We start from the raw sequence: 25,691 nt of genomic DNA, 5'->3' as shown, positions 1-25,691 counted from the left end.
GGAAGAGTACAGGCTGATGGCCGAAAATACGGAAATCTCAAAAAGTGCGTGGAACTAAAACGGGTGTGCTTACAAGTCCCCAGGCGCTGTAATGAACCTTCGACTGCCGCACGTATTGACTCCGGTCGGCTGGAAAGGCCCACTGCGCGACCATTAGGGCCATCTGTATCGTTGCCTTTAGCTAAATCAAATCCAAATTTGGATGCGATCACGACCTCATTGCGAAAAGGCGCTAATGCTTTCCCCAGTAAAACTTCATTAATATAGGGGCCATAGACTTCCGCAGTGTCAAAAAATGTCACTTCTTTTTCATATGCGGTGCGAATAAATTTGATGGCATCTGCGTCAGATATATAGGGGGGATAACTTTGGGAGAATCCCATACACCCTAAACCAATTGGTGAAACTTTTAAGTTCGATTTTCCTAAAATACGCGTCTTCATCTTTCCTCCTTCACAGCATTAAATAACGGGGAGGCAATTTCACCGTCAAATAATCCTAAATTAGAAAAAAAGAGCCCGAAATAAACATTTGGGCTCATGTGGATTGAATTACATCTCTTGACTGGTAGGTCGGAAAAGAATTTCGTTGATATCGATATTCTCTGGCTGAGTAATCGCGAACTCTACAGCACTCGCAAACGAGGACGGAGGAAGGGCATGCTCGTCATAGAATTGCTTGATTTGTCCAGCGACACCTTCTTCAGTGATATGGTTCGTCAGCTCAGTATCTACCGCGCCTGGAGAAATAATCGTGGTGCGTAGATTATAGGGTTTCACCTCGGAACGCAGCCCTTCGCTAATGACGCGAACAGCATGCTTAGTCGCGCAGTAAATCACGCCAGCAGGTGTCACTTTATGACCCGCAATCGAAGAGACATTAATGATATGGCCAAACTTCTGTTCTTTCATGACAGGAAGAACAGCGGCAATACCATAAAGCGTCCCTTTAATGTTGATGTCTATCATATTATCCCACTCATTTACCTTCAGGCTTTCCAGCATGGACTGCTGCATCAATCCGGCATTATTGAGAAGGACATCAATCCGGCCAAACTTATCGACCGCTGCTTTCATCAAGTTCTCAACCTGAGACTTATCTGTGACATCGGTGGCAACTGCAAGCGCTCTGCCACCCCCGCTCTCAATGTCATGGACTAATTTTTCAAGACGATCAATTCGTCGTGCCCCAAGAACAACAATCGCGCCTTTTGCGCTTAAGGTACGTGCAGTGCATTCACCCAGTCCGCTGCTGGCACCTGTAATGACAATGACTTTTCCGTTGATGTTATTGCTCATTTAGTGTCCCCATATTGCTCATCGGTGACTTTCTCCAGCCACTCAACGACGCTGCCATCTTGTGCTTCCTGAATGGCAATATGGGTCATTGCGGTTGTCGCGCTGGCACCGTGCCAGTGTTTTTCATGTGCAGGAATGCAAACCACGTCACCCGCTCGGATTTCACGTGCAGGCTCGCCCCAGGTTTGCACGTAACCAAAACCTGAAGTCACAATCAAACGCTGTCCCAGTGGATGGGTATGCCACGCTGTACGTGCGCCTGGTTCAAACGTTACGTGACCAGCACTGGCTCGTGCGTTTTCATCGGTGGCAAACATCGGGTCAATACGTACGGTGCCAGTAAACCAGTCTGCAGGACCAACCATTGATGCCTGTGAACCCGCTTTGAAAATTGTAGTCATTTCATTTCCTTAAAATTTGAAGTAATCATTTTTGATACGCAGATGATTCGGCATGTCAGGGCTTTTGCCCTGGAAAGAAAGATTACTTTCAGCTCGGTACTGTCTACTGCAAAATTGGGATACCAGTATGCCTAAAAGATTACTCGCGATTAACCCTCTAATGCTGAATGCATATATGAGAATTACTCACCAATAATTTGTGTGATTCTGGCCTATAACACAGTTCACTTCTTCGCTGCGAGCAGTGCAACAGGCACTGCAAGTAACACCAGAATGGCACTCCATAAAAATGCCATGTTCATTTGACCGGCCGGCACCACCAGACCTAAGAGGGGGCTGGTCAATCCAATGGCAAGATCAGGGAATGCGGAGTAAGTCGCCATCGCCACGCCTTTGTTCGAGCCACCTAAACGTTTAACTGCTTCAGAACCAAATGCGGGATAAACCATGGCCCAACCGGCACCTGTCAGCGCTGCGCCTGCTGCTGCAATCCACGGCGAAGGTGCTGCCCACAGCAGTCCCTGACCAACAGCGGTCACCAGAGAAAATAAAACACCGACCAGAGTGCCACCAGAACGATCGATAAGCTGTCCCATAAACAGTCGTGCAGCGATCAATGCAGCAGCAAACGCCGTGATGGGTAACCAACCCATCCCCCAACCTTTCTGGGAATACAGCAGTACCGAAAATGACAGCAAGGCGGCGTAACCCACGCCATTAAAGGCAGCCCCCAAACCTGGTAACCATACTGAAGACAACGCCTGTGAAAGCGTTCCTTTTTGATTTGAGGGCGCTACTCGTTCAGGAAGAACGCGTACCATGGCCATCGCGGCAAACGGCAGAACTACCGTTGTCACGGCAATGGCAATAAAACCAGAGTGATCAAAGATAAATGTTCCTAATGGCGCGCCAAGGGCAAAAGCGGCGAACATGGCCGTCCCCACCCAGGCAATCACCCGGCCAGTTTGTTTACCGCCTGCCAGCGCCAGTCCGAGCGTCATTCCGCCCGTAATAATGAAACTTTCAGCTCCACCTACAACGGCTCTTCCTAGTAATACCAGCGTAATAGCCAGGGCAGGCTGTGCAGTAAAAGGGATTGAGACCAGATAAAACACGCCACCTACAATCGCCATAATCAGGCCAAGATAAATGGATCGGCAACCACCGTACTGATCGGCATAACGACCCGCTGCAAAGCGGGTACACAAAGATGCGGCGAACTGCACGCCCGTCACCAAACCAACAGCAAAGGTTCCAAATCCCAGTTGGTAATGAACGTAACGGGGAAGTACCGGTAGTGCGATGCCGATAATTAAAAAACCGGCCAAGACAACCAGCATCAATGTCATTAGCATCCGCATAAAACTTATTGATTCATCAGACTGCATAGACTCACTTTGCATAACGAATATCTCTTAAAAAAATCACCAAAAAGCCCGCCATTCAGCGGGCGTTAAGGGCATTAGTCATGTTAAGGGAGTGCAAAGGCAATGATGTAGTCCCCCCTGATAGGTGTTGTGCGATTCCCTCCGGCACTGATTACCACGTACTGACGACCATTTTGGGCGGTATAGGTCATTGGTGTAGTTTCTCCTCCCACAGGCAAACGTCCTTTCCACAGCTCCTTGCCCGTTTTGATGTCCAAAGCGCGGATGTAGTAATCTTGCGTACCCGCCATGAAGACCAGCCCTGAAGCAGTTGAAACAGGTCCACCGAGGGTGGGTAAGCCAACGGGGAGCGGCAAATGCATTGCGATCCCTAGCGGTCCAGTATCCTCGACCGTACCCATCGGTACTGACCAGACAATCTTTCTGGTCGCGAGATCGATAGCCGTTAAGGTTCCGTATGGCGGTTCCTGGCAGGGAATACCTAACGGGGACAGGAAGCGCGACTGCTCAACACCCCATGGCGTACCATATTGAGGTGCACCGCCATCATGCGTGCCGTCGCCCTTAACGGTAGCATCATATTGCTGGCGACGAACCAAACGATTCAACACTGCCATGCGCGAATCATTCACCAGCAGGTAACCCCGGTTCTCGGCGATGGAAGATGAACCCCAGTTCATGCCGCCCGCCCAGCCAGGGAAGAAAATTGAGGTTTTTTCGGATGGCGGGGTGAACTCGCCTTCATACCGCGCTTGACGAAATTCAATGCGACAGACCAGCTGATCCAGCGGCGTCATTCCCCACATACGGGATTCTTTCAGTGGCTCTGTACCGATGGAAGGCATACCCACAGAGTAAGGCTGAGTCGGTGAGCTACGATCATCGCTGACGCCGCCCTGGGGAACGGGACGTTCTTCAACTTTTGCAATAGGAACCCCTGTACGGCGATCTAACATGAATATCTCACCGCGTTTGGTCGTCTGTATCAACGCCGGAGTCGTGCCGCCTTTTCCATCAGGCACATCATAAAGTGCAGGCTGCGAAGGTACGTCGTAATCCCAGCGATCATGGTGAACAGTCTGGAAATGCCAGCGCTCACGACCTGTTGTGATGTCCAGAGCTACTACTGAAGAAGAATATTTATCAGCCGCAGGTGTGCGGTGACCGCCCCAGAAATCGGGTGTGGCATTTCCAGTCGGAAGATAAATCAACCCGAGTTTGTCGTCATAAGCGGGGGTCGACCAGACATTCGGCGTTCCAGGCGTGTAGCCTTCACCTTGAGGCGGAAGGGCGGTAATGGCGGGATTACCAAGATCCCACGCCCATACCAGCTTGCCTGAATGCACATCAAAGGCACGGATAACGCCAGAAGGTTCACCCGTCTCGTGATTATCCTGAACCAGACCGCCTACCACGACCAGGTTGCGTACCACCGTCGGTGCAGCAGTGGGGAAATAAAATCCGGGTTTGAACGTTCCCATACCGGTGTGTAAGTCAACAATGCCGTGTTCACCAAAGTCTTCACAGGGTTTACCCGTTTGCGCATCCAGCGCGACAATACGTGCATCAACTGTGGTTGAAATAACGCGGCGGCGGCAAACGGCAGCAATGTCAATACCTTGAGATGTGGCAACGGGGTCGGTTGATGCATCGTAGAAAGCGACGCCACGACAGCGTGGGAAAAAATTGCCGCTGGCATGTGGATTGTAATGCCATATTTCCTTACCGGTTTCTGCATTGAGCGCAAATATCTGGCTCGAATGCGTACAACCGTAAAGCATGCCATTAGCAAACAACGGGGTGACAACATGCGCTTGGGGACCCTTCGGGATCTCACCCGTGCGATATGTCCATGCAACATTCAGCCTAGATACATTCTCTGGCGTAATCTGGTCGGCATCAGCAAAGCGTGTTCCTGCAGGCGTTCGACCATAATGCAGCCACTCAGCACCCGGTTCAGCACCAGAGGCTTTACCCATAACAGGCTGAGGTGGCGATGCTTCCATGACAAGCGGTTGCGGTATGAATGCCTTCCAGCCTGCAGCAATTAAGACAATGAAAATAATGCCAGCAGCACTGAAAGAAACCTTTTTTGGCGGTGTGCGATGTTTAAAGTTGAGAAGAGGAACGCTCAACATAATAAATAACGCTAATACTGACAGCGCAAAGAGACGAGAGATCAGTGGCCAAAAAGTAAAGCCGACCTCCCAGACAGACCACAGGACACTCGCGATCAGTGCAAAGAGATAAAGTGCCGCACCTGAAGGTCGCCGCATGCCCAGTAGCACACCTGAAACAGCGATCACTAACCCTGTTGGCGCAAAGTACCAGGAACCATCAAGACTGATTAAATAAATACCGCCTGCCAGCATAAATATGCCCACAGCAATCACAATAATTGCCAGAATTATCGTAACGACCTTAGCGGCCCCAGACTTTTTTGTCGTAACCATTTTTTAATATCCTTTTATTAACGTTACTTACAGGTATTGTGTTATTAATTCGCTTCAGGCTTGCGAGGATATTTTTAGAAAGTGAAAGGTTCGCCTCAATAAAGAAGCGAACCTTTTTCAAATTAACGCACTGTATAGCCACCATCGACGGGCAATGCATGACCAATGACAAAGCTGGAAGCTGGACTGCATAACCACAGCACGGCATCTGCAATTTCTTCTGCACGCCCCAGTCGTTTTATCGGTACATCTTTCATTAATTCAGCCATGGCTTCAGGCTGGCTTTCCAGCATGCCTGAAACCATCGGGGTTTCAATGATGCCGGGACAGATGGCGTTTACGCGGATATTTTGTGGCGCATATTCTAAACCGGCGCTTTTGGTCAGACCGACTACACCATGTTTTGAGGCGTGGTAGATACCACGCTCGGCAATGCCGACCAGACCACCCAACGATGAATTGTTAACGATTGCACCGCTGCCTTGCTTCTTCATCTGAATAAGTTCGTACTTCATGCAGTTCCAGATACCGCGAAGATTCACATCCATAACAAAGTCGTAATCTTCCGGGTCTGCAAGGGCAGTTTCTGCTACCGGGCTTTGCACGCCTGCATTATTAAATGCAACATCGATGCGGCCAAACGTCGCAACGGCCTGATCGACCATGGCTTTAACTTCATCAATATTGGCAACATCACAGCGAATACCCAGCGCTTTGTAACCCGCATCGTTTAACGCAGCGGCGGCTGCCTTTACCGCTTCTTCGCTTATATCAGCCATGACAACCGAAGCACCCGCTGCTGCGAAAGCGTTGGCTGTTGCCAGTCCCATTCCGGAAGCTGCACCGGTAATCAGTGCAACCTGATCTTTAAATGAAAAGCTCATTGTTTTTTCCTGTCTTCAACGTATAAGAAGCCGACAACACATGTCATCGACAATGTGCGTCATCATTGTGAAAAGAATGTAATTTATGCAGAGTTAATTAAATGAGTAATGTCTTTCTTAGGCCATTATCATTAAAGAGGGTCGTAGCCAGGTTTTTTATAGAGAGAATCACTCTTCTCCAGAATATCTGGTTTGTACACATCCTCTACCCAGTTCTCTTTGACGATATCTTCAATCGAAATAGAAACAAATTGTTCATCTATGCTCAGCGTATCAGTAAGGGTCTGCGTTAATTTTTCAGAAATCCGTTGTTTACTCTCTTCAGACTGTCCGACAATTTTAACAATGACATGAGGCATAATTGGCTCCCTGATTAACTGGATTCTGAGTGATTGATATTAGCACTACAGGATTATGATGATTACCCATCAACCATGGGATGGAATCATGAAGGATTCTCATAACTGTGAATTCGTTTTCTTCATAATGGTTTAACGAACCAACGTAAGTTTAATCAATCGATCCACAGAAGGTCCCGCAGCCCTGGGAGAGCGATTGGTCGTTATGACGTAGATATCATCATTAACTGCTGTAACATCCCGCAAGCGATCGCCGGAACTGAAAATTTGCTTTAAATTGCGGTTATCTCTGTCATAGGCATACAAGCCTTTCGCACCAAGCGTAGCAACCAACAGTTCCTCTCCTACATAGGTCGCGCCGGAGGGTGCCCAGGTGTGCTTGCCCGAATTGAGCCAGGCCTTTTTCATACCCGCATGTTCCTCATCACCTTGTATCACTGGCCATCCATAGTTACTGCCCGGTGTAACCAGATTAATTTCATCGTGTGTGAGTTGACCGTGTTCTGTAACGAAAAGCTCGCCGCGTGGGTTCCACGCCAGTCCCTGGGGATTGCGGTGTCCCCAGGAATAAATGAGTGAACCGCCGACGGGATTATTTCCTGGAGGTTTACCATCAAGGGTCATTCTTAGCACTTTGCCAGCAAGGCTCTGTAAATCCTGTGGGCGCTCTTCAGTTTCAGTCCAGCCAGTCGTGACGTAGAGGTTGCCGTCAGGGCCAATGGCAATTCTTCCACCGTTATACAGACGATGCCCGGGGATGCGTGATACCAGCACATCCGTTTCCTGCCATTGTTTTCCGTCGAAATGAACCTTGATCACTTTATTGAAAAGCGCCGAATCTGAGCGATAGGTATGATAGAGCCAGGCTACACCGCTCGTGGTGAAATCCCTGGCAAGCGCCATTCCCAATAATCCTGCACCGCCCTCATTAACGACGGGGTCAGATGTCTTTACCGCGTAACGTTGAAGTTTTCCCTGCTGCAGCATGACAATATTTCCTGCCGCTTCAGTCACAATGAGCTGATCGCCAGCAACTTCAATATTCCAGGGATAATTAAGTTCATTGGTGATCACTTCCATTTTCCAGTCATTATTGATGACTGGTTTGATCACTTCTTTCAGCGATTTTTGTTCCGCCAGTCTCTCAGACACCGGTGCCATTGCGGCGCAGAATGATATCGACAAACCCATTAACAATGCTTTCATTCACGTTCCTTTCAACAATCTTTCAAACGTCGGGAGCTAACGATTTCATCATAAAGGTAGCGGTAATCACGCAAAGTGATTAGCACCGGGATCGGAATGCGGTCATGAAGAATCTTCACCAATAACTTTTATCGTCGTTTATCTGATTCATGGACACGTTTAGAAATATGGTGTTAAATCGCATTCCTTTTGGCGCAGGAGTAACGAAAGATGGCCCGCGATAACCTCAACGATTTAGTCGCATTCGTCACCGTGGCGCGTGAACAAAGTTTCACCCGAGCAGCTGCGCAGCTGGGTGTATCTCAGTCTGCACTGAGTCACACCATGCGATCGCTCGAAGCGAAAATGGGTGTACGTTTGCTGACCCGGACCACACGAAGCGTCTCACCCACTGAGATTGGTGAACAGTTGCTTGCCAGCCTCGCGCCTAAGTTTGATGACATCTTCAGTGAATTGGCCGTTCTTCATGATTTAAAAGAGAAACCAGCAGGAACTATTCGTATCTCAGCAACGGATTTTGCGATTGAAACCATTCTCTGGCCAAAACTGTCCCCCTTGCTGCGTACCTATCCCGATATCAACATTGAGTTCGTCAATGATTACGGTCTCACTGATATCGTGGAGAAACGTTATGACGCCGGAGTAAGGTTGGGCGGGCAGTTAGCGAATGGTATGATTTCATCGCGCATCGGTCCCGACTTGCGTTTTCTGGTGGTGGGTTCTCCGGATTATTTTGCAGGCAAATCTATACCTACCTCTCCGTCGGATTTACTCAAGCACTGCTGCATTAATTTGCGTCTGCCAACACATGGCGGCTTTTATGTCTGGGAATTTGAGAAAGATGGGAGGGAAGTGACGGCCAGGGTTGAAGGGCAAATAATTTTTCACAGTGTTTTTCAGATCGTGAATGCTGCTGTCGCCGGATTTGGATTGGCTCACGTACCAGAAGAACTGGCCGCGCCATTTATCAAATCAGGACAGCTAATCAACGTAATGGAAGAGTGGACGCCTTACTGGGAAGGACTTCATATTTACTATCCTAACCGTCGTAACGCGTCAAAAGCGTTCTCTCTCGTGGTTGAAGCTTTGCGGTATCGGGCCTGAACAGACAGGCATTGATGCGCTCAATACCTGCCTGCTTTTTAACTGTTTCGGGCTTCAAATGCCTTTTTTGCAACCGGTAAAGCTGAGAACACTTTTGGCCATCCTGCATAAAATGCCAGTTGGGTCAGCATTTCTGATGCCTGGCGTTGCGTAAGGCCATTATCCATTGCGCGATTGAGATGGTAGCCAATTTGCTCCACCTGACCACTGGTGATTAACGCACTCACAGTGACCATGCTGCGATCGCGTGGCGTCAGTCCCGGACGTCGCCAGAGATCACCAAATACGGCTTTCTCCGTGAATTCTACCGTGCCAGAAGATACGCTATTGAAGCTACTGGCCACCTGCGTCGATCTTGCCGTTTCTGCCTTTTCATCTACACCCAGTAGTGTGACATTCACCGGTGGTAACTGACTTTGGGTTATTCCTCGCTGTGCAAAGACCGAGCGCGTAATTTCAGCGGCAGATGTCGCACTTGGCCAGCCACTATAAAACGCGAGATGCGCGACAATCTCAGAAATCTCACCCGGCTTTACGCCATTATCGAGTGCAAGGTTGAGATGGTAAGGCAATTCAACACGATCGTTACGGGCAATCAGCGCAGCTAAGGTGACAATGCTGCGATCGCGTGGGCTAAGCTGCGTTCTTTTCCATAAATCATCATCAACGTATTTTTGTGTGTAGTGCGCTAACGCAGGCGACGCCTCGCCCAGTTCAGCCAATGAAGGGGATGATGGAACGGGCTGATTGTTACTTGCATTGTGAACACAACCGCTAAGCAAAAGCGCCAGTGAACAGAGTGTTAAAGCATGTAATCGCATAACGATGCCCTTACAGTTCGCGGTTGTATTGTTGATCTGTGACTTTTTCCATCCACTCAACATTTTTACCTTCAGGCGTACCTTCCTGGATGGCCAGATGCGTCATGCCCGTGGTCGCCGTTGCGCCATGCCAATGCTTTACCCCCGGCGGACAATGGATGATGTCGCCAGCATGGATTGTTTTTCTCTCCCCACCCCATTCCTGAGTCCATCCCGAGCCAGACGTAATCACCAGCGTTTGCCCTAGTGGATGCGTATGCCAGGCACTCCGTGCGCCAGGCTCAAAATTAACCTGTCCAACCGTGGTGCGAACGGGCGATTGCGGTTGAGTGAAAAGCGGTTCAACGCGGACGGTTCCGGTGAAGTTTTGTTCCGGGCCTTTAAGCCAGGGACGGGAGCCATTTTTACTGATGGAGACTTTCTCAGTTACGGCTTTATTATCCGAATCCTGAGAAGACGGATTATTGTCAGCCATAGCTGAAGCGCTGGCCATTACGGTTATCAAGAGTGCCGCAGAGGTTATTCGAGCCATCATTATCTCCAGATTAATGAATATTTTTAAAAATGTCGTTTTTGACAAAAACGGGGAGCTAATTGCTTAATGACCAGCAATAATTATTAAATTTAGATCTCTTTCTTCAGTGAAGTCATATCAATAACGAAACGATAACGTGCTTTTTTATCTATTACCTCTCGCCAGGCACTATTGATCTGTTGAATAGGAATTAAATTAACTTCAGGACTAATATTATGCTGAGAACAAAAATCGATGACATCCTGCGTTTCCCGAATACTGCCAATTAACGAACCTGCAAACGAATTTCTTGCAAGTACATTGGTGATTGGCGCCAATTGATTGGGCTCGTCTGCTTTACCTACACCCACTAGGCATAGTGTGGCATCGCGTTTGAGTAAGCTAACCAGAGGATCCATCTCATGTTTGTAGGGAACGGTATCTAAAATAAAGTCCAGGCTCCGGGAATACTTATCCATTGACGCTTTATCGTAATTAACGATGACATCACTGGCACCAAACTTTTTAGCATCAGCGACTTTGTCTGACGACGTAGTAAGGACGATAACCTTGGCTCCCATTGCTTTCGCCAGCTTGACCGCAATATGCCCCAAACCGCCTAACCCGACGATGCCAATCTTACTGTCGGGACGCACATCCCAGTGACGCAGAGGAGAGTAGACGGTGACTGCTGAGCACATAATCGGACCGGCGGCGGCTAGCTCGATGTTATCCGGTACTGAAATAACAAAATGCTCTTTCACCACGGCAACGTTTGAATATCCTCCCTGTGTGACGCCTGTGGGATCGCTGGTCGGGCTGCCATAAGTCCAGGTGGTTCCCTTGGTACAGAACTGTTCAAATCCAACGGTACACTCTGAGCAAACGCCGCAGGAATCCACCATGCACCCCACACCAACCCGATCACCTACACGGTAACGACTTACCGAACCGCCAACGGCGACGACCACGCCCGCCAATTCATGGCCAGTGATAAGCGGCAGCTTTTGTGGTCCCCAATGACCAAGGCCAGTATGGATATCTGAATGGCAAACGCCACAATACTGTATTTCGATGGCGACATCTTTTGGCCCAACAGGACGACGAAGAAATTTAAATGCACGCATTGGCTGATCGCTTGCGTATACGGCATAGCCCACTGCTGGAATAGTGTTATTCGTGGATATCGGACCAACGAGGTTCTTTAATCTTGCGGGTGTGCTGGCCGCAGAGGCAGATGGCGCCATCAAAGAGGCTGCACCCATTCCAGAGCCGACAAGTGCAGCTGTCATCGCACTTTTGAGCAAGTTTCGTCGCCGGGCGTTGACGTTTGGTTGGTCATCGCTGTTGTCAATCGCGCGACTGTCGGCAGAATTGTTCATTACACTTGTCTCCATACTATGACTTAGTTCACCGGTGCCGTATTTGAAGAGAAATATCAGCGGAAATTTATCAGCCAGCACTTTTCAGGTTCAGGGGAACAATTCTGATGGTGGCATTTTTCGAGCCATCACTGATCATATGGCCGAGGTAGCGGCTGCCCTGATATTTGGCCTTATATGCATTATCGATTTGTTCATTCACAGCCCCCGTAACGTGTTCAAATCTGACTTCTCTTGTCATACCGGCTGCGATAATTTTCCCCGCTTTTTCTCGTAAGGCCGCTTGATACCAGCTTGAGCGTTGTCCGTTATATGCTCGGACATAAAGATTACCGTCAACCTCAACACACCAAATCCATGTCGGCGTGCCATAGGTCATACCATCTTCCCGAAAGGGCGCAATATGAAGATCATCGGCTTTAATAATTTGATTGAATTCAGTCGATGACCACCGTGCCGCTGCCAGGGTTGCATCACGTGCACTGAGAGTTTTAGCGTTACCGAATGGCGCTGCATCAGACGTTGCGGCATGACTGGTTGTTGAAAATATAAGGGCACCAAATAATAACGCAAAGGAACGCCTGGCGCGTTTAATAAATATCATACAACCTCCTAAAATACAGACATCCCGATAGCATGAGTTAAATAACTCGCACATTTTAAATAGCAGTATGAAAGTAAATTTATTTTAAATAAAAACTCTTTTCCAGTTCGGGCTATTCATAACTGATGTTATATCAGTCAGTTTATATGCGCTATGCTAAAAAACGCAATACAGACATGAGTAGCTTTCATTAATAAAAATTGAGATTTCTTTACAGTTGATGACATTAAAAGACATTTAATGCAATGGTTTCTAATTGGTCAGAGGTTGAACCTGCCAGTTTAATTATGAATCTGACTCATATCATTTGCCCGCTAAACGTCATAGCGATAATTCAATATATTGGGTAACATCAAAGCTATTTTTTTACGATAAATGGCTGACTGAAATAAACTTCCATAAGGGAGGGTGCGACTTTTGTCTACTGACAGAATTGGTTTTTTTCGGCTCATTCAGGCTACGCGTAGTACATTTAATATTACACACGTAACCACATGCGAAGCCAGATTATTATTTTGGTCATGGCTCTATATTTCTATCCTTTTTATCTCTTATTATATCCTGCGCCCCATTCGTGATGAGCTCGGGGTGGCAGGCGGCGTAAAAAATCTCCCATGGCTCTTTACGGGTACTCTGCTTGCCATGCTGTTGGTCAATCCTCTTTTCGCCTGGCTGGTAAAGCGATGCAGTCGGGAGCAATTTATCAAGCTGACGTATCGCTTCTTTTCACTCCATCTGCTGATATTTCTTGCTGCACTTAAATTCGCATCACCTGAACAGAATGTCTGGATTGGACAGATATTTTTTATCTGGGTTTCGGTCTTTAATCTCTTCGTTGTCTCGGTTTTTTGGTCATTCGTCGTTGATATTTTCACTGCTGAGCAGAGTAAGCGTCTCTTTGGATTTCTGGCAACAGGTGCAACATTGGGAGGGATGGCCGGATCATCATTAACTTCAGGGTTGGTTGATAAGATCGGCCAGAATGGCCTGTTACTTATCGCCATGGTGTTAATTGAATGCGCGGTCTTTGCTTCTCAGCGTCTGGCTAAAGCTCATAATCTTCAGGGCATTAATTTCACGCACAGCCATAAGCAGCAGCCAATAGGCGGTGGCATTTTTACCGGAGTGGCGCATACTTTTCGCTCTCCTTACCTCTTTTCTATTGCGCTGTTTATTTTCTTTTACTCCACCACCTCCACCATTCTTTACTTCCATCAGGCCAGTATTGCCGAGTCTGTTTTCATCGATAGAAACAGCAGAACAGCCTTTTTCGCCAATATTGATTTCTGGGTGAGCGTATTTACATTGCTGTTTCAATTGCTACTGACCAGCAGAATACTGGGATGGCTGGGAGTGGCCTTTACACTTTGCGCCTTACCTTTAATTAGTGCCCTGGGTTTTGCCGCCTTGATTAGCCATTCTTCGGTAACATTGTTTATTGCCGTTCAGGTCGCCAGACGTGTCAGTAACTATGCACTCGCCCGCCCGGCACGGGAGATATTGTTCATCTCAGTCTCCAGAGAAGATCGCTATAAAACTAAACACTTTATCGACACATTTGTCTATCGGGCGGGCGATCAACTGGCAAGCTGGACTTATGCCGGATTCATTGCTGCGGGTTTAAGTCTGAGTGGTATTGCGATTGTCGCCGTGCCTTTCAGCTGTTTGTGGCTGGGCATGAGTATCTGGCTCGGGCGTAAACATGAAAAATATGCCGTTATCAACAATCCTGAACAACATTAAATCTGAGTCTCATTAAGATCCTTGCCGCGATGAAGTCGTCCTGAATAAATCAGCAGCAACCTATAGCCGGTATGGTTCTGGCATGCACAAGCAAGTTGATGGGTTTAGACGGCTAGAGGCGGTTTAACCTCGCCTTCGTTCTGGAATGGGCGATGGGAGCAGTATTCATTTCACTCAACAAGCTCCCCCTGCTGAAGTAGGGGAAATGAAGCAACGCATCGCGAACGAAATCAAAACGACTTTCACTATCAACTACAAGCGTGTGATTTCGTTTACCGAGTTGCGCAGGCCCGATATCATTAGCGAGTATGCGCGTCGGGCTATCGGCGAGAAATTTGTGCTCAATCCAAACAGAGTCTGAAGCGTTTTCAGACGACGTCGGTACTGGATGGGTGTTCACGTAATCCGTTATCCCACCTGATAACGTAACGCATCGAGAACCAGTTGAAAGGCAGGCAGAGAGTGGCGTCGACTTGGATAATAGAGATGATAGCCAGGAAAATGTGGACTCCAGTCTTCGAGAGCGGTAACAAGTTTGCCTGCTTTAATATAAGGCTCCACCAAGTCCTCAGGGGCATACGCTAAAGCATAGCCTTCCAATGCAGCAGTGAGGAGTTGAGGTGATGTGTTGAAAATCATCTGTCCCGGCACCTGCACATTTACGGATTTTCCGTCTTTCTCAAACTCCCAGGCATATATCCCGCCATGAGTCGAAAGCCGTAGATTGGCACAATTATGTGCTATCAAATCATGAGGAGTCATTGGAGCGTCATGCTGCGCAAAGTAATCAGGCGAGCCGACCACTAACATTCGATAATCGGGGGATATCCGCATCGCGATCATGTCATTGGCTATCTGGTCACCGTTTCGGACACCTGCATCATAACGTTCTGAGACGATGTCGATTAATCCATAATCAATATTGATCTCGAGGGTAATATCAGGATAGTTCCGCAGCAACGGACCCAATTTAGGCCAGATAATGGTGGTAGCAGCATGGTCGTGAGTGCTGATCCGCACCGTGCCGGAGGGTTTCTCGCAAAGTGCTGTTAAGGCTGAAAGCTCAGCTTCTATCCCGGCATAATAAGGTGTCAGATTAGACAATAACCGTTCGCCAGCCTCTGTCGGCGCAGCCCCCCGAGTTGTGCGTGTTAGCAGCCGCATTCCCAGACTTTCTTCCAGCGCATTGATGCTATGGCTAACTGCAGACTGCGAAATACCAAGGTGCGCCGCTGCCCGGGTAAAACTTCGTTCACGTGCAACAACGATAAACACAGACAGGCCATTAAAGTTTATGGTGCTCATTATGAATTTACCTCATACCAGTAATCTGAGTATGACACTTCTTAGATGGCACCGCATTCCTTAAAATGATCGTTGTTATTCACACTGCTCTGCCGCGTATTTCAGTGCAAAACCATTAGAGACGTAAATTATGAGTCAAAGCTCAATAATAAAAGAAAAGACATTAGCCCCATCAAATGCGCAATGGAGTGCCGTATTTTCTCTGTCATTTAGCGTGGTGTGTCTTGTCACGGCGGAACTATTGCCTATAAGCCTGCTGACGCCGATTGCCTCGGCGCTCAATGTGTCAGAAGGCATGGCGGGTCAAGCCGTTACGGCTACGTCGGTCGTGGGGATGATAGCCAGCCTGTTTATTGCAGCGGCAACCCGTCGGCTTGATCGCCGTCTGGTGTTGTTGATGTTTACGCTAATTTATATCGTATCCAATACCTTGGTCAGCATTTCGTCGAGCTACCCCACCTTAATTGCCGGTCGCGTTTTACTGGGAGTTTCGCTCGGTGGCTTTTGGTCAATGGCGGCGGCCATCGCGATGCGGTTGGTCCCTGAAGCCAGCATTCCGCGCGCACTTTCAATCATCTTTGGCGGGGTGTCGATTGCAATGGCCATAGCGGCTCCCCTGGGTACCTGGCTCGGTGGCTTGATCGGCTGGCGCGGCGTATTTGATGCAGCTGCATTATTAGGTGTGGTGGGATTAGTCTGGCAATGGCGGGTGCTGCCACAGATGCAGCCCCGCAGCCAATCCAGTTTAGGCACACTTTTCAGCCTGCTGAAAAGGCCGCAAATTGGTGCAGGTATGCTGGGTATGGCATTAGTGTTCGGCGGACATTTTGCCTTCTTCACTTACCTTCGACCATTCCTAGAACAGGCCGCCGGCTTTGGCGTTAATGGCGTATCGACACTGTTGTTCTGCTTCGGTGTCGCCAATATTGCCGGAACATCTTTTGCCGGGATGATGCTGGCACGTAGCCTGCGCATGACTCTGGCACTGATGCCCTTGTGTATGTCTGCTCTGGCCTTTGCACTGGTGGTGATCGGACAGTCGACCATCATTGTTGCTCTGTTAGTCGTGGTGTGGGGCTTTCTGTTTGGTGCCGTGCCCGTTGCTTGGACAACCTGGCTGACTCGCGCAGTACCGGACGAGACCGAAAGTGGCGGTGGATTGCAGGTTGCAGCCATTCAATTGGCTGTTACGGTCGGTGCAGGCATGGGGGGTTTCCTTATTGATCGCACCGGCGCATACGGCGCCATCATTGGTAGCGCAGTCACGCTTATCTGTGCGGCGGCATTAATTCTGTTTCGCATTCGTCCGGCAATGAACAACTAACAGAACGTAAATCGGTAATACCCGCCAGCGGCAATTCTGTTACTGCCGCTGGCGGGATGCGTGTCCCATCGCCATTTTCTGCTGGGCATGCTGGAAGCTGAGTATCTCGTGCGTCTATTCTGCTGAAGGGGAATAGATCGTTTCAGCTGTCCAGTTATCCTTCTGAATATGCAATTTCCAAAACTCTTCAGCAATCTCTGAAGCTTCTCCGGAGTCCAGCTGTACATAATAGGCACCGACCGTAACCGTTGCGACATGGACTCCCTTTTCCTTGGTGGCATCGAACAGGCCTAACGTCAGTGCGCGAATACCCGCTTTACCGATGCTCAGTGACAGATGCCCAGGGCTGGGGTTAATACCTAACGTACCGTCAGTCAGAAGAATTGAGCCTGACTGACGCGCTGACATTGTAGCCATGACGGCCTGAGCGGCTGCCATTGCACCGCCGATATTCACGGCCAGATCGCTGTTGAAGGTTTCCACAGGCTGAACGGCAAGCGTCGCCTTGCGCAAGCTCGCCGCGTTGTAATGCAGCACATCCACAGCACGATGGCTGGCTTCTATCTCCGCGATTAAAGCGACAACTTTATCAGCGTCAGTGGCGTCGAGGGCGTAGACTTCCGCATCAAAGCCTTGCGCCTGAAGCGCTGAGCGAGCCCGGTGGTACGTTCCAGGTTGCGTGCGGTAAGGATGATTCGAAATCCTTCACGGGCAAAGCGTTCTGCGGTAGCAAAACCGATACCCGGGCCGGTGCCAATACTGACAAAGGTTTTCATTTTTTGCTTATTCCCGATTGATATCTGATATGGCCTAGAGGTCGTCGAAAGCAAATATAGGACGAAGTGCTGATCCGTTGGCCCCAACTAAAGGGACCAACGGTGGGTTATCAGCGTGTTTTTAGTAGCGCGGTCATTTGTTTCCTAACGGATGCGATGAACCGGCTGTTACCACGGGTATGGGCTCCGGCGAACCATCCTGCATCCAGCGTTCACGCTGCCACTGACCAAACTCACCGTAGGGATAGCCACCTGAAACCGGTTTGCTGACCTCATCCAGCATATGCATTGCCACGTCGCTCAGCGTAACGTTCACCATTCCCAGATTATCTTTTAGTTGATTAACGGTACGTGCGCCGCAAATTGGGGCAATAACGCCCGGTCGCTCGGCCAGCCAGCGCAGTGAAACCTGTGCTGATGAAACGCCCATTTCCTGCGCAATTTGATTGACCAGATTGATGGTTGCCCAGTTACGTTCAGATTCCGCATACTCACCGGACACAAACTGATAGAGTGCTTTGTTCGAGCCTGCACGCGTATCCGCAGCCGGAACGCCACCACGCTGATATTTTCCGGCGAGGAAGCCGCCAGCCAGCGGAGACCATGGCAACAGACCGATCCCGTTATAAAGTGCCGCAGGCACGATTTCCCATTCAATCTCCCTCGACAGCAGGCTGTACTGGGGTTGGAGCGATACAGGCAGGTACAACCCCATCTCTTTAGCGGTCGAAATCATCAACTGGAGTTGCCAGGCGGTAAAGTTAGACAGGCCGATGTAGTTAATTTTGCCTGATTGTACGGCATCGTTGAGAAAAAGGAGCGTTTCCTCAACGGGTGTCTCCATGTCAGAGGCGTGAAGCTGATAAAGGTCAACCTGTTCCAAACCAAGACGCTTCAATGAACCTTCCAGTGAGCGCTGCAGATGACGGCGTGACAGCCCGGAGTCATTGACGTCGGAGCTGGCGCTGAAGCGGCCTTTAGTGGCGATCACCAGCCGGTCTGTAACTTCAGCAGGTCGGGCCGCCAGCCAGCGGCCAAGCACCTCCTCGGACTTTCCGTTGACGTATACGTTTGAGGTATCAATCAGGCTGCCGCCTGCGTCGGTAAATGTATCAAGAATGGCAAACGCATCGGTTTCATTGGTTTCTTCACCAAAATACATCGTACCCAGTGCCAGCTCTGATACGGCAGTGCCGGTTTTACCTAGCTTGCGATATTTCATCTTAGATACTCCTTACTTATAACTTTCGGATTACATGGGTATTCGCATAGCGGTTTTAGGCAAACCGCGAAGGGTAATGACTGTGATTATCGCTTAAGGGGAACTGAGTGAATCAAATGTGGCCAGAACATCTGAACCCGGCTTTTTAGAAAAATTAGGGGCAAGCTGTGCAGCAACCGCCAGTACAGATGTCGGTATGGCACCCGCCATTTCCATCTGCTGCATCGCCGCACTTTCCGTGCGGCCCGAGCGGCTGCCCGTCGCGTCCATCGCAACATACACCGTATATCCGGCCTTGCGTGCATCCAGCGCCGTCTGAAGCACGGCGACTTCCGTCGCGAAGCCAGAAATAACCAGCGTTTTACGGTGATGAGATGCAAGAGCAGAAACCAGTCGGGGTTCCATAAACGTTCCAGCCATAACTCGCGGCACGGTATTGTTAACCGTGGCGTACTGGCTCAGTTCTGGAATATTGTGGCCAGCCTCTCCCTGAACCGGCACGATTGAAAACGTCACTGGGACGTGCGTCAGGCTGGCGACTTTAGCCAGAATGGCGGCATTGCCCGCCAGTGCTTCAGGTTTTACCGTCTGACTTCCTTTAATCAGCTCTGGCTGTAAATCAACAAAAATGATCTGCACATCACGAGCATTAAGAATGTGATTGTCACTATTGACGATGGGAGCCGGGGGAGCCGGCTGCATTTTAGTATTAGCACTAACCGGTGCTGAAATGATCGCTGCAGTCAGTAAGCTAATACTGAGGAAAAAAGCTCTGGTATGACTCACGCTAGAGGTGGACGCAGCTAATGATGGCGTTGCATGGCTGGGATAGGGCATTGATTTCTCCAGATTCTCTCTGACTTTTCGGGCAATGTACTCTTGGCGGCCTAAATAAAGAGGGTGTGCGTAGCGAATGCTCCCCGGCTTTTACACATCGGGGGGAGGGGTTTGCGTTCTCAAAAAAGTGAACCGCTACTTTTCCTGCGAGGTTGGGCGGAACAGGATTTCGTTAACATCAACTTCATCAGGCTGCTCAATCGCAAACAGAACCATTTTGGCAAAGGCCTCAGGCGGCAATGAAAAAGCAGATGCGCTTTTCCTGATGGTATCCTGCAAATTACCGTCACTGATCCCGTCTAACAGGCCAGTAGAACTTGCCCCGGGAGAAATGATCGTTGTGCGGATATTGTAAGGCGTGACTTCCTGACGCAGCCCTTCTGACAAAACTCTGACGGCATATTTCGTTGCGGAATACACTGAGGATGTCGGCATGACACGATGGCCCGCCGTCGAGGCCACATTAATAATATGACCGCTTTTACGCGATTTCATGTAGGGAAGCACTGCCGCAATCCCGTACAGAACGCCTTTAATATTGATATCAATCATCTGGTCCCACTCTTTCACTTCGCATTTTTCTAACAGTGAAAGCGGCATGACGCCCGCGTTATTGATGATGACGTCAACCTGGCCAAACTTATTGACCGCCGTATCGACAAGGCGCTGCACCTGATCGCACTGAGTCACATCTGTCTTAACTGCGATGATCTTTCCGTTGGTTTTCTTTAATTCATCCGCCAGAACCTGAATGCGATCTTCTCTTCGGGCCGCCAGTACCAGACTAGCCCCATTTAAGGCCAACAGTCTCGCAGTGGCTTCACCCAGCCCACTGCTTGCTCCGGTAATAACGATGACTTTGCCTTCTATATTCACATTATGGGTCATAAATTTCCTACCTGTTTGAGTACTAACGAACTACACCGCTCCAACTTGCATGTTCCGACGAAGTGGCAATGTTATTTGGCTTTAGCTCTCAGTTCATGCATTGAAATTCTCAATAAATTCCAGCTTGACCCCAGAAAGCACAATAATGAGTCTCGTTGAAATTGCCAGATCCCATCTCCGCAGCGGGCAATATCAGACGCATATAGTTATCTTCAGATTTGTTGTATCGCGGCCATGTTGAGTTGCCTGACGTCAACGCGCCAGCTCTGCTCCGCAAGTTTTGTTTGCAGGGCGTGCAGCTTCACAGGCAAGCCATTACCACCATGAAATCCTGGGAAAAGGTAGGCCAGTTCAGAGGCATGGGCAGCTCCTAAAAAGAATGTGGTCGGTTTTAAATATGACGGAGTCGTTCTTTCGGCGAATTCATACTGGGATCATAATCATTGCTGGTACCCACCCATAAACTGCCTCCGTGGATCCAGAAAAGAACTGGCAGTTTCTTATCGCACCCTTTTACATCTTTGCTGCGATAAACATTTAGATAGAGGTAGTCTTCACTCCCACCCGCTTTACCAAATACGCCAAGCTCGGCATTTTGAGCACAAAAATTTCCGAACTTTGTTGCGCTATAGGGCATTTTCCAAGGTGTATTTTTTTGCGGTGGCATCCAACGCAGACTACCAACGGGCGGTTTTGCGTAGGGTATGCCAAGGTAGGCATTCATGTTTTCCTGTTCAATACTTCTTAGCTCCCCACTATCGATTTGCAACAGGGGGGTGAGTTTTTCTTCAGCCGCATGTAGACGTGGCATCAGGAAACCTATATCTGCCGCGATGAGTAACCGTTTCAAAGCGCAATGCATAAAAATCTTCCTGTTCTACAGTGGGCTTCAAAAAGAAATAAAACACTCAACGAAATATTGTAGAGGCCTAGGTGGGCTAAGCCGTGAAAGGTAACTTTAATGAACGGCATGACATTTAAGAAGGGTCTTTCTGTGATAACCGATATGAGAAAATTTAATGACAGTTGACGTTAATCTACTCACTATTTTATTTTAGTTAGTGAAAAAAGTTTCAATAATGTGCCCGTTAACGCATCTAAAATAGTTTGCGCCGCGCAATGATACGCAAAGCCCTGAAGCTAACGCTGGCCGGCGTGCTACTGATGATGACAGTTCTAGCTCTCGCGATAATCTTTTTCGTACCTCTGATGGCCGCAGTTCTTATTTTAAATTGTCCGTATCCATCGGCGTCAATTAATTAATTTACCTCATAAATCTTATTGCTATTTAGCCATAGTTTTATCCAGTCACTATTCTAAACTTTTATATCTGCATAGATTTGAAATTGTTTCATTCTTCTTAAGAGATGCACTTTCAATTATTTAAAAGAATTTAGAACAACCAAATTGAGGTAATCATGAAAACTCGTGAACTTGGCAGAAGCGGCCTGAAGGTATCAGAACTGGGTTTCGGCTGTATGAATGTCAGCCAATGCTACGGGCCTGCCACAGATAAATCTCAGGCTATAAAAGTGATCCGCGAAGCATATGATCGAGGAGTGACATTTTTTGATACAGCGGAAGTTTATGGCAAACGTGAAAATGAAAAAATTGTGGGCGAGGCCATCCAGCCATTTCGTGATCGCGTCGTAGTTGCTACAAAATTTGGGTACACACTTGAAAATTATCCTGGTTTAAACAGCAATCCCAAGCACATCAAAAAAGTAGTCGAGGAATCATTAACGCGCTTACGTACTGACCATTTGGATTTGTATTATCAGCATCGTGTAGATCCGACAATACCTATTGAAGAGGTTGTTGAGGCACTGAAAGAACTCGTTGAAGAAGGGAAAATTCTTCATTATGGGCTTTCAGAAGCCAGTGCTGCGACTATCAGACGCGCTCATAGTATTCATCCTGTTACCGCCATCCAAAATGAATATTCTATATGGGCGAGGTTATGGGAAAAGGATGTATTGCCCGTCTGTGAAGAACTTGGAATAGGTTTTATTCCCTGGGCACCCCTTGGTCAAGGTTTCCTGACCGGTAAAATTTCTCAAGATAGACGTTTTGATGAGAAAACGGACATAAGGGCAGACTGTACACGGTTTTCGCCAGATTCTATGCGTTCAAACTATGCTTTTATTAGCCTCCTTACAGAGTATGCTGTTCTCAAAAAGGCCACGCTTGGACAGATTGCACTTGCTTGGTTGCTTGCACAAAAGACGTGGATTATCCCTATACCTGGCACTAGTAAGGAAAAGCATCTTTATGAAAACCTTGGTGCAACCAATATCGTATTCTCCAAGCAGGAGTTGGCAAGCTTCAACGAGAAATTAAATGAGCTCCAATGCATGGGAAAACGACTACCTGATTCTGAACTTGAGCTCATTGATCAGACTTGATAGGCGAAACAGCCTTTTTACTATTTATCAAGAAGGGAAATATGAACAAGGAAAACTTGGTAGTCTGGACCTTTCTACCACTGATTAGGTTGCATGGGATTCAGTCATAGTGTAGTGGCACACTGAATTTGGCCACCTGAATAGAGGTGATATCATCACCTCACAGTAAAAACAGGTGACATTATGACCGGACGTAACAGACGCAATTTTAGCCCCGAGTTTCGCCTCGAAGCTGCCCAGCTTGTACTCGATCAGCATTACACCGTTGCCGCCGCTGCTACGGCAATGAACGTCGGCAAATCCACAATGGACAAATGGGTTCGACAACTGAAAGAAGAGCGAGCGGGAAAATCACCCACTGCTTCACCCATGACACCTGAGCAGATTGAAATACGCGAGCTAAAGAAAAGACTTCAACGCGTTGAAATAGAAAGGGATATATTAAAAAAGGCTACCGCGCTCTTGATGTCAGACTCCCTGAACAATTCTCATTAGTTGAGAAACTCAGGGCGCGGTTTCCTGTTGCCGTTGTGTGCAACGTGTTTGGGGTTCATCGCAGCAGTTATAAATACTGGCGGCAGCCCAGGAAGCCTGACGCCACGAGAGTGGCATTACTGAGCCTTGTGCGTGAAGTTTATCGCGAAAGTAACGGCTCAGCAGGAGCGCGAAGCATTGCCGCGATGGTCACCACCAAAGGTATAAAACTGAGCCGCTGGCGGGCAACAAAGCTAATGAAAGCGCTCAATATTTTCAGCTGCCAGCAACCTGGCCATCGTTATAAGAAGGCGTCTAAGGAACACATTGAGATCCCTAATTATCTGGATCGCCAGTTTGCTGTTACCGAGCCTAATCAGGCCTGGTGCGGTGATGTGACTTATATCTGGACGGGAAAACGCTGGGCTTATCTGGCTGTAGTACTCGATTTGTTTTCCCGTAAATCGGTTGGCTGGGCGATGTCATTTTTCCCTGATTCAGCACTGACAGGTAAAGCCCTGTCGATGGCCTGGGAAGCACGGGGAAAACCGGCTAATTTACTGTATCACTCGGATCAAGGCAGTCACTATACCAGCAGGAATTTCAGGCAGTTACTGTGGAGATATCAGATAAAGCAAAGTCTGAGTCGCCGGGGAAATTGCTGGGATAACAGCCCAATGGAACGGTTCTTCAGAAGTCTGAAAACAGAGTGGGTACCGGATAATGGCTACGCTAATTTTAGCCATGCCAGCACGGCAATAACGAATTACATCACAGGATATTACAGCCAGCTCAGACCTCATCAATATAATGGTGGTTTGACGCCGAATGAATCAGAAAGATTGTTTTGGAAAAACTCTAAAGCCGTGGCCAGTTTTTGTTGACCACTTCAGCATAAGCTCCAGTGGTTTGAGCGAGAACAAACGGCGGGTGAAACCCTGATTATTTGCACCGATGGCTTTTGGTCCCACCTTGATGACCATGATATTTATGATCTCCATTCTGAGAATACTTTGAGTAAAGTATATGAAGAATTAATTTACGACAATAATGCACTGGAAGACAACATCTCCGTAGCTTTTTTGCGCGCTACCTAGATTAACTTTATAAATAATCTAACCATATGAATTGGTTAAATAATGTTTTTAGCGCACAAGAATTCCCTATCTCCAAACTGCCCTCTGGACGTGCTCTCGGGAAGTACTTTGCAGTTCACGCACAGCTGCGGGTTAATACAGCGTGGATAACGTAGATTTTGGCGGCTATTAGGATTTCAACGTAGTGATGGCTCAATATCTAGCAGGGTAGTTTGGCAATTTGGCTTTGATATTCTTCTATCAAGATGGAATACAACTCTATGTATGTTGTTGCTTCAAGCATGTCTGTATCTGACGAATTTAGGTCATCTTTTTGCTCTAAACAATCTCCAAGCGAGTCTTCATAACCCCTAAGATTTTTAGTTAGCTCATCTTTAAATTCCTTACAACTTATATTTTCCAACTTTAATTCCTAATTTTATTTCGGTATGAAACTTGTATTTGATGTTCCAGTGAAATTTGAAGACTATTCGTCGTTGGCGCTGCTGCTTTTTGCATTTTTTGCCGTTTCTTGGCGTTTCATCACCGATTTTGCCTTGTTATATTTACGCGACATAGTCATGTCTGCTCGACGCCGATTCAACTTTATAAGGCTTCTTTGACAGGATGCCTCTGGCGTTTCTTTACCCTTCCACTCATCCTGCGTGATGACGAGTTCTCGACAAATTTTCCTCGTCAGCTCAGCTGTAAAGATGCCTAGTTCGGCATAATGCCTACGGCGCTGTCCAAAATAATTACTCAAATCAGGGTGGTCATATTGCCAATCCACCTCTCGTAATTCCTGCTGGATCTGACGCTGTCTGATATCAATGCTCTGGAGTTCATGCAGTCGTGCTGCTTTTAAAAACTTTAGTTCCCCTTTTACCGTGATCAGACCGAGTTTCGGCGACTTATGTTGCTTATGCGCAGCGCCATTTCCTGGGTGGCCTGGCGGGAAACCGTCATCCCAGGCCACAGCTTCACATCCGGAGGTAAACTTGTCGAGCAAGAAAATCAACTGCACCATAACGTATTTTCTTTCTCTGCTTGCTTTGATGATTTCGTTAACCATATTGTAAATCATCGGAATGGCAACTGCGGCAATCGCCCCTATTACCGCCCAGGTGGGTTTATCTATGCCCCAGAACACTGCTGTTGTGTCGGTCATATCCTGTTCCTTCATCCGATTGACTGGCTTGATGGTTCCGATGTTCGATCCCGAAATCC

Annotated in this window: 26 protein-coding genes; 6 read left to right on the top strand and 20 right to left on the bottom strand. The window is 48.1% G+C overall.

Annotated features, from left to right (window positions below):
* From BS639_RS17540 to BS639_RS17505, 8 genes are all read right to left on the bottom strand, one after another.
* Positions 1–443: aldo/keto reductase (locus BS639_RS17540; protein ID WP_139804131.1), on the bottom strand; the 443-nt coding region annotated here is incomplete at its 3' end.
* 108 nt (positions 444–551) lie between these two features.
* The gene (locus tag BS639_RS17535; RefSeq protein WP_084983796.1) at positions 552–1,298 is read right to left on the bottom strand and encodes an SDR family oxidoreductase; all 747 of its coding nucleotides are present in this window, start codon (positions 1,296–1,298) and stop codon (positions 552–554) included.
* Positions 1,295–1,699, bottom strand: a complete 405-nt coding sequence (locus BS639_RS17530) for a (R)-mandelonitrile lyase (protein WP_084983795.1) — start codon at positions 1,697–1,699, stop codon at positions 1,295–1,297. Before BS639_RS17530 ends, BS639_RS17535 begins: the two co-directional genes overlap by 4 nt.
* Before the next feature lie 224 nt (positions 1,700–1,923).
* Positions 1,924–3,102 carry an arabinose transporter gene (locus BS639_RS17525; RefSeq protein ID WP_084983794.1) on the bottom strand — a complete coding sequence of 393 codons (1,179 nt, stop codon included), beginning with the start codon at positions 3,100–3,102 and terminating at the stop codon, positions 1,924–1,926.
* A gap of 68 nt (positions 3,103–3,170) precedes the next feature.
* Positions 3,171–5,540 carry a membrane-bound PQQ-dependent dehydrogenase, glucose/quinate/shikimate family gene (locus tag BS639_RS17520; protein WP_084983793.1) on the bottom strand — a complete coding sequence of 790 codons (2,370 nt, stop codon included), beginning with the start codon at positions 5,538–5,540 and terminating at the stop codon, positions 3,171–3,173.
* A 122-nt stretch (positions 5,541–5,662) separates the two neighbouring features.
* Positions 5,663–6,424 carry a glucose 1-dehydrogenase gene (locus BS639_RS17515; RefSeq protein ID WP_075336884.1) on the bottom strand — a complete coding sequence of 254 codons (762 nt, stop codon included), beginning with the start codon at positions 6,422–6,424 and terminating at the stop codon, positions 5,663–5,665.
* Positions 6,425–6,555: 131 nt separating this feature from the next.
* Positions 6,556–6,783 carry a tautomerase family protein gene (locus tag BS639_RS17510; protein WP_084983792.1) on the bottom strand — a complete coding sequence of 76 codons (228 nt, stop codon included), beginning with the start codon at positions 6,781–6,783 and terminating at the stop codon, positions 6,556–6,558.
* A 132-nt stretch (positions 6,784–6,915) separates the two neighbouring features.
* Positions 6,916–7,989, bottom strand: a complete 1,074-nt coding sequence (locus tag BS639_RS17505; RefSeq protein ID WP_084983791.1) for a PQQ-dependent sugar dehydrogenase — start codon at positions 7,987–7,989, stop codon at positions 6,916–6,918.
* Between the two features lie 210 nt (positions 7,990–8,199).
* Between BS639_RS17505 and BS639_RS17500 the strand changes: the two genes are divergently transcribed.
* Complete coding sequence (locus tag BS639_RS17500; RefSeq protein WP_084983790.1) at positions 8,200–9,093, top strand: LysR family transcriptional regulator; 894 nt, start codon at positions 8,200–8,202, stop codon at positions 9,091–9,093.
* Between the two features lie 38 nt (positions 9,094–9,131).
* Here BS639_RS17500 and BS639_RS17495 read toward each other — a convergent pair whose 3' ends face one another.
* From BS639_RS17495 to BS639_RS17480, 4 genes are all read right to left on the bottom strand, one after another.
* Complete coding sequence (locus BS639_RS17495) at positions 9,132–9,914, bottom strand: carboxymuconolactone decarboxylase family protein (protein ID WP_084983789.1); 783 nt, start codon at positions 9,912–9,914, stop codon at positions 9,132–9,134.
* 10 nt (positions 9,915–9,924) lie between these two features.
* Positions 9,925–10,449, bottom strand: a complete 525-nt coding sequence (locus BS639_RS17490; RefSeq protein ID WP_407690316.1) for a (R)-mandelonitrile lyase — start codon at positions 10,447–10,449, stop codon at positions 9,925–9,927.
* An 89-nt stretch (positions 10,450–10,538) separates the two neighbouring features.
* Positions 10,539–11,810 carry an NAD(P)-dependent alcohol dehydrogenase gene (locus tag BS639_RS17485; RefSeq protein WP_084983787.1) on the bottom strand — a complete coding sequence of 424 codons (1,272 nt, stop codon included), beginning with the start codon at positions 11,808–11,810 and terminating at the stop codon, positions 10,539–10,541.
* Between the two features lie 70 nt (positions 11,811–11,880).
* Positions 11,881–12,414: a DUF2255 family protein gene (locus tag BS639_RS17480; protein WP_080496746.1), complete on the bottom strand. Its 534-nt coding sequence runs from the start codon at positions 12,412–12,414 to the stop codon at positions 11,881–11,883.
* A 417-nt stretch (positions 12,415–12,831) separates the two neighbouring features.
* Here BS639_RS17480 and BS639_RS17475 point away from each other — a divergent pair, with 417 nt between their 5' ends.
* Together BS639_RS17475 and BS639_RS24930 are read left to right on the top strand one after the other, a co-directional pair.
* On the top strand, positions 12,832–14,157 hold the full coding sequence (locus BS639_RS17475) for an NTP/NDP exchange transporter (protein WP_206601164.1): 1,326 nt from the start codon (positions 12,832–12,834) through the stop codon (positions 14,155–14,157).
* Between the two features lie 205 nt (positions 14,158–14,362).
* Positions 14,363–14,518: a hypothetical protein gene (locus BS639_RS24930; RefSeq protein WP_158086939.1), complete on the top strand. Its 156-nt coding sequence runs from the start codon at positions 14,363–14,365 to the stop codon at positions 14,516–14,518.
* Between the two features lie 47 nt (positions 14,519–14,565).
* Here BS639_RS24930 and BS639_RS17465 read toward each other — a convergent pair whose 3' ends face one another.
* Entirely contained in the window at positions 14,566–15,462 is an 897-nt protein-coding gene (locus BS639_RS17465; protein ID WP_084983785.1) for a LysR family transcriptional regulator, read from the bottom strand.
* A 130-nt stretch (positions 15,463–15,592) separates the two neighbouring features.
* Between BS639_RS17465 and BS639_RS17460 the strand changes: the two genes are divergently transcribed.
* Positions 15,593–16,786 (top strand): MFS transporter, encoded by a 1,194-nt coding sequence (locus BS639_RS17460; RefSeq protein WP_084983784.1) that lies wholly within the window; start codon positions 15,593–15,595, stop codon positions 16,784–16,786.
* 114 nt (positions 16,787–16,900) lie between these two features.
* Here the strand turns inward: BS639_RS17460 and BS639_RS17455 are convergent, their stop codons facing one another.
* The 5 genes from BS639_RS17455 to BS639_RS17435 form a co-directional block, all read right to left on the bottom strand.
* The gene (locus BS639_RS17455) at positions 16,901–17,488 is read right to left on the bottom strand and encodes an SDR family NAD(P)-dependent oxidoreductase (protein WP_233427702.1); all 588 of its coding nucleotides are present in this window, start codon (positions 17,486–17,488) and stop codon (positions 16,901–16,903) included.
* A gap of 207 nt (positions 17,489–17,695) precedes the next feature.
* Positions 17,696–18,784 carry an aldo/keto reductase gene (locus tag BS639_RS17450; protein WP_084983783.1) on the bottom strand — a complete coding sequence of 363 codons (1,089 nt, stop codon included), beginning with the start codon at positions 18,782–18,784 and terminating at the stop codon, positions 17,696–17,698.
* A 93-nt stretch (positions 18,785–18,877) separates the two neighbouring features.
* Positions 18,878–19,621, bottom strand: coding sequence for an isochorismatase family protein (locus tag BS639_RS17445; RefSeq protein ID WP_084983782.1), 744 nt, complete (start codon positions 19,619–19,621; stop codon positions 18,878–18,880).
* Between the two features lie 135 nt (positions 19,622–19,756).
* Complete coding sequence (locus BS639_RS17440) at positions 19,757–20,509, bottom strand: SDR family oxidoreductase (RefSeq protein WP_084983781.1); 753 nt, start codon at positions 20,507–20,509, stop codon at positions 19,757–19,759.
* 391 nt (positions 20,510–20,900) lie between these two features.
* On the bottom strand, positions 20,901–21,371 hold the full coding sequence (locus tag BS639_RS17435; RefSeq protein ID WP_084983780.1) for a carboxylesterase family protein: 471 nt from the start codon (positions 21,369–21,371) through the stop codon (positions 20,901–20,903).
* Positions 21,372–21,927: 556 nt separating this feature from the next.
* Between BS639_RS17435 and BS639_RS17430 the strand changes: the two genes are divergently transcribed.
* Together BS639_RS17430 and BS639_RS17425 are read left to right on the top strand one after the other, a co-directional pair.
* Positions 21,928–22,914 (top strand): aldo/keto reductase, encoded by a 987-nt coding sequence (locus tag BS639_RS17430; RefSeq protein WP_084983779.1) that lies wholly within the window; start codon positions 21,928–21,930, stop codon positions 22,912–22,914.
* A 183-nt stretch (positions 22,915–23,097) separates the two neighbouring features.
* Positions 23,098–24,272, top strand: a protein-coding gene (locus BS639_RS17425; RefSeq protein WP_139804130.1) for an IS3 family transposase whose coding sequence is annotated in 2 segments (ribosomal slippage) — positions 23,098–23,341 and positions 23,341–24,272 — 1,176 coding nt in all. Because the reading frame shifts where the segments join, the coding sequence is not laid out codon by codon here.
* Positions 24,273–24,684: 412 nt separating this feature from the next.
* Here the strand turns inward: BS639_RS17425 and BS639_RS17420 are convergent.
* Together BS639_RS17420 and BS639_RS17415 are read right to left on the bottom strand one after the other, a co-directional pair.
* Positions 24,685–24,888 carry a hypothetical protein gene (locus BS639_RS17420; RefSeq protein WP_084983778.1) on the bottom strand — a complete coding sequence of 68 codons (204 nt, stop codon included), beginning with the start codon at positions 24,886–24,888 and terminating at the stop codon, positions 24,685–24,687.
* A gap of 63 nt (positions 24,889–24,951) precedes the next feature.
* A complete protein-coding gene (locus BS639_RS17415; protein WP_084983777.1) occupies positions 24,952–25,632 on the bottom strand; it encodes a hypothetical protein in 681 nt (226 codons plus the stop codon).
* Between the last annotated feature and the right edge of the window lie 59 nt (positions 25,633–25,691).

The sequence above is a fragment of the Rouxiella silvae genome (assembly GCF_002093625.1).
Lineage (GTDB): Bacteria > Pseudomonadota > Gammaproteobacteria > Enterobacterales > Enterobacteriaceae > Rouxiella > Rouxiella silvae.
The sequence above is the reverse complement of the archived record's forward strand: the minus strand, read 5'-3'. Positions and strand labels throughout refer to the sequence as shown.